This is a genomic window from Kribbia dieselivorans NBRC 106261 (genome assembly GCF_001552435.1).
Lineage (GTDB): Bacteria > Actinomycetota > Actinomycetes > Actinomycetales > Dermatophilaceae > Kribbia > Kribbia dieselivorans.
Window position 1 is genome coordinate 1 of sequence record NZ_BCRE01000209.1, and the last position, 9474, is coordinate 9474.

General features: G+C 70.0%; 12 protein-coding genes and 1 pseudogene. 12 read left to right on the plus strand and 1 reads right to left on the minus strand.

What is annotated here, in order from left to right:
- The 3 genes and pseudogenes from KD1_RS16950 to KD1_RS14410 form a co-directional block, all read left to right on the plus strand.
- Positions 1 to 401 (plus strand): annotated as a pseudogene (locus KD1_RS16950) (proline dehydrogenase family protein); the annotation flags it as partial.
- Positions 402 to 438: 37 nt separating this feature from the next.
- Positions 439 to 1227, plus strand: coding sequence for a pyrroline-5-carboxylate reductase (proC, locus tag KD1_RS14405; protein ID WP_068403066.1), 789 nt, complete (start codon positions 439 to 441; stop codon positions 1225 to 1227).
- A gap of 88 nt (positions 1228 to 1315) precedes the next feature.
- Complete coding sequence (locus KD1_RS14410; RefSeq protein ID WP_068403068.1) at positions 1316 to 1846, plus strand: GNAT family N-acetyltransferase; 531 nt, start codon at positions 1316 to 1318, stop codon at positions 1844 to 1846.
- Positions 1847 to 1964: 118 nt separating this feature from the next.
- Here the strand turns inward: KD1_RS14410 and KD1_RS14415 are convergent, their stop codons facing one another.
- Positions 1965 to 2636 (minus strand): potassium channel family protein, encoded by a 672-nt coding sequence (locus tag KD1_RS14415; protein ID WP_068403070.1) that lies wholly within the window; start codon positions 2634 to 2636, stop codon positions 1965 to 1967.
- Positions 2637 to 2728: 92 nt separating this feature from the next.
- Between KD1_RS14415 and KD1_RS14420 the strand changes: the two genes are divergently transcribed.
- The 9 genes from KD1_RS14420 to hemC form a co-directional block, all read left to right on the plus strand.
- Positions 2729 to 3922, plus strand: a complete 1194-nt coding sequence (locus KD1_RS14420) for an acetoin utilization protein AcuC (RefSeq protein ID WP_068403072.1) — start codon at positions 2729 to 2731, stop codon at positions 3920 to 3922.
- A gap of 149 nt (positions 3923 to 4071) precedes the next feature.
- Complete coding sequence (locus KD1_RS14425) at positions 4072 to 4272, plus strand: helix-turn-helix domain-containing protein (protein ID WP_068403074.1); 201 nt, start codon at positions 4072 to 4074, stop codon at positions 4270 to 4272.
- Positions 4273 to 4424: 152 nt separating this feature from the next.
- A complete protein-coding gene (locus KD1_RS16355) occupies positions 4425 to 4523 on the plus strand; it encodes a 30S ribosomal protein bS22 (RefSeq protein ID WP_003792170.1) in 99 nt (32 codons plus the stop codon).
- Between the two features lie 105 nt (positions 4524 to 4628).
- Positions 4629 to 5600 (plus strand): NAD-dependent epimerase/dehydratase family protein, encoded by a 972-nt coding sequence (locus KD1_RS14430; protein ID WP_169795406.1) that lies wholly within the window; start codon positions 4629 to 4631, stop codon positions 5598 to 5600.
- Positions 5597 to 6463, plus strand: a complete 867-nt coding sequence (locus KD1_RS14435) for a lysophospholipid acyltransferase family protein (RefSeq protein ID WP_068403076.1) — start codon at positions 5597 to 5599, stop codon at positions 6461 to 6463. Before KD1_RS14430 ends, KD1_RS14435 begins: the two co-directional genes overlap by 4 nt.
- Positions 6460 to 6741 (plus strand): glutaredoxin family protein, encoded by a 282-nt coding sequence (locus tag KD1_RS14440; protein WP_068403078.1) that lies wholly within the window; start codon positions 6460 to 6462, stop codon positions 6739 to 6741. The genes KD1_RS14435 and KD1_RS14440 overlap by 4 nt, the downstream gene beginning before the upstream one ends.
- A gap of 148 nt (positions 6742 to 6889) precedes the next feature.
- A complete protein-coding gene (locus tag KD1_RS14445; RefSeq protein WP_068403080.1) occupies positions 6890 to 7555 on the plus strand; it encodes a redox-sensing transcriptional repressor Rex in 666 nt (221 codons plus the stop codon).
- Complete coding sequence (locus KD1_RS14450) at positions 7552 to 8820, plus strand: glutamyl-tRNA reductase (protein ID WP_068403082.1); 1269 nt, start codon at positions 7552 to 7554, stop codon at positions 8818 to 8820. The genes KD1_RS14445 and KD1_RS14450 overlap by 4 nt, the downstream gene beginning before the upstream one ends.
- On the plus strand, positions 8817 to 9474 hold a 658-nt coding region (gene hemC / locus KD1_RS14455; RefSeq protein ID WP_068403084.1), incomplete at its 3' end, for a hydroxymethylbilane synthase. The genes KD1_RS14450 and hemC, both read left to right, overlap by 4 nt.

Here is a 9474-nt window from a genome sequence, read left to right on the forward strand (position 1 = left end):
TGACCGGGCCGGGGGTGCGGGTGCGGCTCGTGCAGGGCCCCAAGGACACCCCGCGCGCCATCGCGTGGCACAACCAGCACGAGGCCGATCTGGCATGGGTGCGCTGTGTCAAGACGCTGGTGGGCGGCGCCGGTGAACCACTCATCGACACCGACGACATGCGACTGGCCGACGTCGCCTCGGTCATGGCCAACCTCGACCGGCGTCGGGTGGAGTCGTTCGAGTACCAGGTCACGCTCGGGGCGAACACCGAGGCGGCGCTGCGACTGTCCGACAGCGGGTATCGCGTGCGGGTGCGCCTGCCCTATGGGGAGGGCTGGTACGCCGAGGCGCTGCAACGGCTGGCCGACCGCCCCGATTCGATGACCGGCCTGTTGCGCCCGGTCTCGCACGCCGACTGACCTAACGCCAATCTCCACCTCAACGACAGGAGCAGTCATGGGAACCCTCTCGATCTTCGGCGTCGGTGCCATGGGCGAGGCCATCCTCGGCGGGTTGATCGCCGGCGGGCAGGACCCGGCCCAGGTGAGCGTCGTCGACGCCAGCGCCGACCGCGTGGCGCAGATCGCCGGGAAGTACGGGGTGCGGGCCGTGGGCGTGGCCGAGGCGGCCGGCGCCGAGACGATCTTCGTCGTCGTCAAGCCGTACACGGTCGGTGCCGTGCTCGACGAGATCAGCCCGCACCTGGCCGCCGGGGGGTTGGTCGTGTCGTTCGCGGCGGGCGTCGACCTCGCGACCATGACGGCGCACACCCCGGCCGGCACCGCGCTGATCCGGGTCATGCCGAACACACCGGCCCTCATCGGAGAGGCGATGTGTGCGCTGAGCCCGGGCGAGCACGCCTCCGAGGCGCATGTCGCGCGGGTGACCGAGCTGCTCTCCGGCCTGGGGAAGGTCGTCACGGTGCCCGAGAGTCAGCAGCCGGCGGTGACTGCGGTGTCGGGGTCGGGGCCGGCGTACGTGTTCCACCTGGCCGAGGCGATGATCGAGGCCGGCGTGCACCTGGGGCTGCCGCGCGCGACCGCCCACACGCTGGCCGTGCAGACCCTGCTGGGCTCAGCGAAGCTGCTCGACCAGAGCGGGGAACACCCGTCGTTGCTGCGGGAGCAGGTGACCTCGCCCGGCGGGACCACCGCGGCCGCGCTGCGCGTGCTCGACGACCGGGCCGTGCGGGGCTCCTATCTGGCGGCGTTGGAGGCCGCGGCGCAGCGTGCATTGGAGTTGTGAGCGCTCGGCATGCCTTGGGCACGCGGACCGACTACCCTGCACGTGATACCGAGTGAATGCTGCTGAAGTCCCGTGGGAGAGTGAGTCCATGACCGAGATCAACGTGCGCACGCTGACCGAGAACGAGTGGGAACTCTTCCGTAGCATCCGTTTGGCGGCGCTGAAGGACTCGCCGGAGGCCTTCGTGGCCACGTACGAGGACGAGTCGGCGATCGCGGAGACCGAGTGGCGTGAGCGGATGAACCGTTCGCCGCGCCTGCTGGCCGAGGTCGATGGGGAGCCCGTGGGCGTGGTCAGCGTGGGGCACTCCACCCGCCGTGACGACGCGACCATGGGTGAACTGTTCGGCCTGTGGGTGACGCCGGAGTGGCGGGGCCGTTCGGTGGCCGCGAACCTCGTGGTGACCGGAGCGAAGTTCGCCACCGAGAAGGGGCTCAAGCAGCTCGCGTACTGGGTGGGTTCGGACAACGGCCGCGCCGTGGCGTTCGCGTCGAGCTTCGGCTTCCGGCCGACGGACGAGCGCCGCCCGATGCGCAACCGTGAGGACGAGACGGAGATCATGCTCGTGCTCGCCCTCGGCGCGGACCGTGGGACGACGCGCAACCACCGCAACGGCTGAGGTTTCCTAGGCTCGGGTTCGCCGCCGGGTCCTTGGGTGTGCGCGGTATGCGCCGCGAAGGGGAGGACACGGCGGGGCTCTGCGTTCGAGACTCCGCCTGGCTGACTGGTGCGGCGAACTAGGGGCGGCCGGCGAGGCGTTCGAGGTTCTCGTTGGGTCCCGACACGATGAGGGTGTCGTGCGCGGCGACCTTGGTCTCGGGCACCGCGTGCGTGAACCCCCGCCCCGGGGACTTGACCCCGACGACGGTCACGCCGTACTTGGAGCGCAGGGCGCTCTGGGCGAGCGTGAAGCCGATCGACTCCTTCGGGGGGTGCATCTTGACGATGGCGAAGTCGTCGTCGAACTCGATGTAGTCGAGCAGTCGGCCGTTGACCAGGTGCGCGACGCGGTAGCCCGAGTCCGCCTCGGGCCGGACGACGTGGTGCACCCCGATCCGGTGGAGGATCTTGGCGTGCTCATCGGTGATCGCCTTGGCCCACACCCCCGGCACACCGATGTCAAGGAGGTTGGACGAGGCCAACACCGAGCCCTCGAGCGACGATCCGATGCCGACGACGGCGAGCTTGAAGTCATGGGTGCGGATGTCGTCGAACACCGCCGGGTGCGTTGCGTCCGCGTGGACGACCTTGGACACCCGACCGACGAAGCGTTCGGCCGTGGCCGCGTCGGACTCCAGGGCGTACACCCGGTGCCCCAGCCGCTGCAGTTCGAGCGCGGCAGCGGTGCCGAAACGGCCCAGGCCGATGACGATGACGTCCTCATCGTGAAGGCGGCTGCGAGGCGACATGCGGGTCCCTTCGAGGTGAAACCGAGGTGATTTGGGTGCAGGTTCTCACGTTGGGTCCGGTGACGCCGACCGCAACAGGTACGGTGCAGAACATGACAGCTGCACGGACGAGTGTCATCTGGGGCCCAGAGTTCACACGGTACAACTTCGGGCCATCACATCCGATGGCGCCGATCCGGCTGGAACTGACGGCTCGACTCAGCCAGGCACTCGGGCTCTTCGACCACGTCACCGTCATCGATCCGGAGGTCGCCTCGGATGAGCAACTCGAGCGGCTGCACGACCCCGCGTACGTCGCGGCCGTGCGCCAGTTCTCACTCAACCCGGTCGGCAGCGACCCCGAACGAGGCCTGGGCACCGACGACGTTCCGGTCTTCGCGGGCATGCACGAGGCGAGCGCCCGGATCGTCGGCGGTTCGATGGCCTTGGCCGACGCGATCCTGAGTGGCGACGCCGAGCACGGGGTGAACTTCACCGGCGGTCTGCACCACGCGATGCCCGCCAAGGCCGACGGCTTCTGCATCTACAACGACGCCGCCCTGGCCATCCAGCGTCTGTTGGACAACGGTGTCGAGCGGGTCGCCTACATCGACGTCGACGTCCACCACGGAGACGGCGTGGAGCGGATGTTCTGGGACGAACCGCGCGTGCTGACGGCGAGTGTCCACCAGAGCGGCCGCACGCTCTTCCCCGGCACTGGGTGGCCCCGCGACATCGGTGGTGAGCATGCCCGCGGGACGGCCGTGAACATCGCCCTCCCCCCGGGCACCCGCGACTCGCAGTGGCTGCGGGCCATCAACTCGGCGATCATCCCGGTCGTGCAGGCCTTCGACCCCCAGGTCATCGTCAGCCAGCACGGCGCCGACTCGCACATCGACGATCCGCTGGCGCACCTGGCGATCTCGTTGGACGCCCACCGGTACGCGATGGACACCATCCACCGCCTCAGCCACCAACTCACCGACGGCAAGTGGATCGCGCTCGGCGGCGGCGGGTATGAGGTCGTCAGTGTCGTGCCGCTGTCGTGGTCGCACCTGATCGGGGTCGCCGCGCATCACCCGGTCCCGCTGACCACGCCGGTCCCCGAAGAGTGGCGGATCGCCGTGAAGGAGCTGACGGGACGCGAGGCACCCACGCGCATGGGCGACCTCGACCCCAACGACGGACCGATCTGGGTGCAGCCGTGGGAGATGGGCTACAACCCGCACAGCGACGTCGACCGGGCGATCATGGCGACCCGCGAGGCGGTCTTCCCGCTCCACGGCTTGGACGTCTGGTTCACCTGATCGGCGTGTCGACTGGACACCGCCTGTAAGGTCGCTTCATTCGACTTCCCATTTGCCACATCAACCCCTAGTGTTTCCCGTGGCACAGCCGTAGCGTCCGCCGACCGTTGGAGTTGGCGATGCGACTGTGCAGAAGCGTGAGGTTTCGCATGTCCAGTGAGCGCCAGCTCGCCGAGGTTCGGTTCCTCACCGTCGCCGAAGTTGCCGCGATCATGCGCGTTTCGAAGATGACGGTGTACCGCATGGTCCACTCTGGCGAACTCCCCGCCGTGCGGGTGGGGCGCTCCTTCCGCGTCCCCGAGGACGCGGTGCACGAGTACCTCAAGACCTCGTTCATCGAGACCGCCTGATCTCAGCCCGTTTCGCCCCGATTTCGCCCTTCTGTTTGGGAGATGGCCGTCGGGACAGTAGGCTGTACCTTCGATCGGTCTCACCCGTGGTGCTCCTGACGCGTCACGCCGTGGCCACTGACGCACCAACACCGTAGGACTGAGGGACATACATGGGTTCTGTCATCAAGAAGCGCCGCAAGCGGATGGCGAAGAAGAAGCACCGCAAACTGCTGCGCAAGACGCGCCACCAGCGTCGCAACAAGAAGTGACGCCGACGCCGCTGTCCTGGGACAACGGCGCGACGTGACGACCAGGCCCCGAGACTTCCGTCCGGGGCCGATGTCGTTGTCCCCGCGTTGGTTAGGCTGTTTCACGTGTCTGAGGTCGTGATTGTCACAGGGATCGGTGACCGGCTCGGTGCCGCCGTCGCCGCGGAGGTGGCCCGTCGATGGCCCGACGCCGAGGTCTTCGGCCTCGGCTCGGCCCCGGTGGCCACGCCGATCCCCGGCGTCGAGTCGATCCGGGTGGATCTGCGCTCCCGCACCCTGGCCGACCTCGTGCGCACGCTCGACGTCTCGGTCATCGTCCACGCCTCGCTGCTCGACCCCAAGGTCCGCGGCGGTCGCGCCGGTCAGAAGGACGTCAACATCCTCGGCACGATGCGCCTCCTGGCCGCCGCGGAGCGCAGTGAATCCCTGCGCCACGTCGTCGTCGCCTCCACCACCGCCGTCCACGGCGCCGGTGCGCGCAGCCCTGCAGTCCACGTCGCCTCCAGCGCCGCCGTCGGGTCGTTGCCCGACGGCATCGGCCGCGACTGTGTCGAGGCCGAGGGGCAGGTGCGCGCCCTGGCACGTCACCGCCCCGACGCCACCACCACCGTGGTGCGCCTGGCCGACATCGTCGGGCCCGGCGTCGAGACGCCAATGGCCGAATACCTGCGCCTGCCGATCCTGCCCACCCGGCTCGGCCACGACCCGCGCCTGCAGGTCGTCCACATCGACGACGCCATCGCGGCCCTCGTGGAGGCGACGATCACCCCACCGGACACATCGCTCGTCGTCGACGTCGCCGGCGAGGGCGTCGTCACCCTCAGCCAGGCCGCGGCGATCCTCGGCCGCCCCTGGATGCCCGTCCTGCCGGGCCTGGGCGGCGCCACCCGTGCCCTCCTTGGCCGCTCCGACGCGGCCCGACTGACGACCGAACACCGCGATCTGCTCACCTGGGGGCGCGTCGTCGACACAACCCTCATGCGGGCGACCGTGCTGCCCGAGCCCGCTTACACCACCCGCACCGCGCTGGCCTCCATGGCCGTTCCGCGCGCCGTGCGTGAAGGAGGCCACCCGTGAGCCCCGAACCCAGCCGCACCCGGCTCTCCGTCGCTGAGCAGCTCGACGCCTGGTCCGACGTCATCGACCGTCGCCGCCGCGGTGACTACGAGATCGACGCGTTCGGGTACGACGAGGACTTCACCGAGGCGCTCTGGTTCCCGCTCTTCCGGTTGCTCTACCAGCACTGGTTCCGGGTCGAGGTGCGCGGCATCGAGAACCTGCCCGCCGAGGGGCCGGCGCTCGTGGTCAGCAACCACTCGGGCACGATCGGCCTGGACGCGTTGATGGTCCAGCTGGCGGTGCACGACGAACACCCCCGCCACCGCCTGCTGCGCTCCCTCGGCGCGGACTTCCTCTTCGAGGCTCCGTTGGCCGGCAGCATCGCCCGCCGCACCGGCGCGACCCGGGCGAGCAAGGCCGACGTCGAACGGCTCTTCGCCGCCGGCGAACTCGTCGCCGTGTTCCCCGAGGGGCTCAAGGGCATCGGCAAGCCCTTCAAGAACCGCTACCGGCTGCAGCGGTTCGGCCGCGGCGGCTTCGTCTCCTCGGCCGTGGCCGCCGGAGTCCCGATCATCCCGTGTGCCGTGGTCGGTGCCGAGGAGGCCTATCCCAAGCTCGGTGAGATCCCCGGTCTGTCGAAGCTGGCCGGAGTCCCGTACATCCCGATCACGCCGACGTTCCCATGGCTCGGGGTGCTGGGCATCATCCCGCTGCCGAGCAAGTGGATCATCGAGTTCGGCGAACCGGTGCGCACCGACACGATGGCCGCGACCTCCTCCGACGACCCGGCCGCGGTGCTCGAGGTGAGTGACCACGTGCGCGCGACGATCCAGCGCATGCTCCACGCGATCCTCCGGAACCGCACCAGCGTCTTCGGATGACCGCCCCGAGCCCCCAGTCGGCGGCGTGGGTTCCGGCGGCCCGGATCTCCGTGGTGTCGCGCGACGGGTGTCACCTCTGTGACGACGTCGAGACGATCGTCGCGCGGGTCGCCGCCGACGTCGGGGTGACCTGGGAACGGGTCGACGTCGACGCGCACCCCGAACTGCGCGCCGCGTACTCCGATCTCGTGCCGGTGACGTTGGTCGACGGCCGATATCTCGAACATTGGCGGATCACCGAACGCAAGCTGCGCAAGGCCGTGCGCCGACGTCGATAGGCGGGTTCACCGCGCTCCCATACCACCCCAGAGGGTCATGATGCGGACTCCGGGGCTTGTGACTTTGTGCAATGTGGGCATTTGTGCGTATCTTGAGCGGAACGTCATCGCGCCCACCGGGGGTGGCGGTGGGAGGAGTGCAGCGGCAGTGTCGGTCGAGAACGGCGTCAAGCGGGGTATCTCCGACGCCACCGTGGCTCGTCTCCCGGAGTACCTGCGGGCGCTCAATGGGCTTGCCGCACAGGGCATCTCGTCGGTCTCGTCCGAGGAACTCGCCGAGGCCTCGGGGGTGCGTTCGGCCAAACTGCGCAAGGACCTGTCCCACCTGGGGTCGTACGGCGTGCGCGGCGTCGGCTACGACGTCGACCACCTGACCTACCAGATCTCACGCGAACTGGGCCTGACGCACGACTGGCCCGTGGCCATCGTCGGGATGGGCAACCTCGGTCGCGCGCTCGCCGCCTACTCCGGCTTCGCCACCCGCGGGTTCAAGGTCGCGGCGCTGCTCGACGCCGACCCCAAGGTCGTCGGCGAGGTCATCGCCGGGCTCGCCGTCAGTCCGATGGGTGACCTGCCCGCGATCGCCGCCGCGCAGGGCCTGTCCATCGGCGTCATCGCCACGCCGGCCACCGCGGCCCAGCAGGTCGCCGACCAACTCGTCGCCGCCGGCATCTCCTCGTTGCTCAACTTCGCACCGACCGTCCTGACCGTCCCCGAAGGAGTCGACGTGCGCAAGGTCGACCTGTCCACCGAACTGCACATCCTCGCGTTCCGCGAACAGCGCAAGTCCGTCGACGGGGCGGTGTCGCTGTGAGCCTGCTCGTCCTGGGCCTGTCCCACCACCTCGCGCCCATCGACCTGCTCGAGCGGGTCAGTCTCGACCGCGCCGCCCGCGATGCCCTCGCCCACACGATCGACGCCGGCGAGCACGTCTCCGAACTCGTCGTCGTCTCGACGTGCAACCGCACCGAGGTATACGCCGAGGCCTCGACCTTCCACGGCGCCGTCGACGAACTCACCGACGCCCTGACGCAGGTGACCCACCTGGGCCGCGAGGACCTGCGCGACCACCTCTACCTGCACTACGACGACCGCGCCGTGCTGCACGCCTTCTCGGTGGCGGCCGGACTGGACTCCATGGCGGTCGGGGAGTCGCAGATCCTCGGCCAGTTGCGCGACTCGCTCGCCGAGGGGCAGGAGCGCGGTGACGTCGGCCCGGTGCTCAACGCGCTTGTGCAGAACGCGTTGCGCGTCGGCAAGCGCGTGCACACCGAGACCGGCATCGACTCGGTGTCGCGCTCGCTCGTGCAGACCGGCCTCGACCACGCCGCCCGTCACCTCGGCGGCCTGCGCCAGGCCCGGGTGCTCGTCATCGGCGCCGGTGGCATGAGCGCGCTGTCGGCGATGACGGCGATGCGCAACGGCGTCGCCAGCCTGACGATCATCAACCGCACCTTCGAGCGCGCCGCCAACCTCGCCACCCGGCTCGAGGCCACCGCCCGCCCGATCGAGGACCTCTCCGAGGCGCTGGCCGAGGCCGACATCGTCATCTCCTGCACCGGATCATCGCGCGAGGTCATCGGCCTCGAGGCTGCCTCGGCGGCGCAGGTGGCCCGTGGCGGCGCGCGGCAGACGTACATCGACCTCGCCCTGCCGCAGGACATCGCCCGCGAGGTCGGCGGCCTGGCCGGGGTATCGCGGGTCGGGTTGGCCGAGTTGGGCAACGAACTGAGCGGAGCCGAGCGGCACCCGGAGGTCGCTCAGGCCGCCTCCCTCGTGGCGGACGAGGTCGAGAACTTCCGCGTCACCCGGGCCGCCGACCAGGTGGGCCCGACGATCAAGGCGCTGCGCACCGCCGCCAATGGGCTGCTCGAGGCCGAACTGGCCCGCCTGGAGCAGCGCACCCCGAACCTGACCGACAACGAGCGCGCCGAGGTGCGGCTGGCCATGCATCGCACCGTCGAGAAGCTGCTGCACTCGCCGACGGTCAAGGTCAAGGAGATGGCCGCCGACGGCCGGCTGGGCCACTACGCGGACGCCATCAACGTGCTGTTCGACCTGCAGGAGGGACGCCGGTGAGTCACCTGAGGCTGGGGACACGACGCTCCCTGCTCGCCACCACCCAGTCGCAGTGGGTCGCCGATCTGCTGCGCGCCCAGGGCCACACCGTCGAGCTCGTCGAGATCGTCACCGAGGGTGACACGAATCGGGCGGCGCTGCGCGACCTGGGTGGCACCGGGGTGTTCGCCTCGGCGCTGCGGGAGGCCCTGCGCTCCGGTGACGTCGACTTCGCCGTGCACTCGTACAAGGACCTGCCGACCGCCGACGAACCGGGCCTGGTCATCGGCGCGGTGCCGCGGCGCGAGGACCCGCGTGACGTCGTCGTGGCCCGCGACGGACTGACGCTGGCCGAGTTGCCGAGCGGAGCCGTCGTCGGCACCGGTTCGCCGCGCCGGCTCGCGCAGGTGGCCGGTCTCGGACTGGGACTGACGTTCCGCGACATTCGCGGCAACGTCGACACCCGCATCGGCTACGTGCGCGACGGTGACCTCGACGCGGTGATCCTCGCCCGCGCCGGGTTGAGCCGATTGGGCCGCGTCGACGAGGCCACCGAGGTGCTCGACCCGATCCAGATGCTGCCGGCGCCGGCACAGGGCGCGCTGGCCGTCGAGTGCCGCGCCGACGACGCCGCCACCCGCGAAGTGCTGGCCACCATCGACGACGCCGACGCCC

Excerpts from the sequence above, each read along its gene's own strand:
- KD1_RS14415 (WP_068403070.1), bottom strand. The coding sequence starts at position 2,636 with ATGTCGCCTCGCAGCCGCCTTCACGATGAGGACGTCATCGTCATCGGC.
- KD1_RS16355 (WP_003792170.1), top strand. The coding sequence starts at position 4,425 with ATGGGTTCTGTCATCAAGAAGCGCCGCAAGCGGATGGCGAAGAAGAAG.
- KD1_RS14440 (WP_068403078.1), top strand. The coding sequence starts at position 6,460 with ATGACCGCCCCGAGCCCCCAGTCGGCGGCGTGGGTTCCGGCGGCCCGG.
- KD1_RS14425 (WP_068403074.1), top strand. The coding sequence starts at position 4,072 with ATGTCCAGTGAGCGCCAGCTCGCCGAGGTTCGGTTCCTCACCGTCGCC.
- KD1_RS14420 (WP_068403072.1), top strand. The coding sequence starts at position 2,729 with ATGACAGCTGCACGGACGAGTGTCATCTGGGGCCCAGAGTTCACACGG.
- proC (WP_068403066.1), top strand. The coding sequence starts at position 439 with ATGGGAACCCTCTCGATCTTCGGCGTCGGTGCCATGGGCGAGGCCATC.
- KD1_RS14410 (WP_068403068.1), top strand. The coding sequence starts at position 1,316 with ATGACCGAGATCAACGTGCGCACGCTGACCGAGAACGAGTGGGAACTC.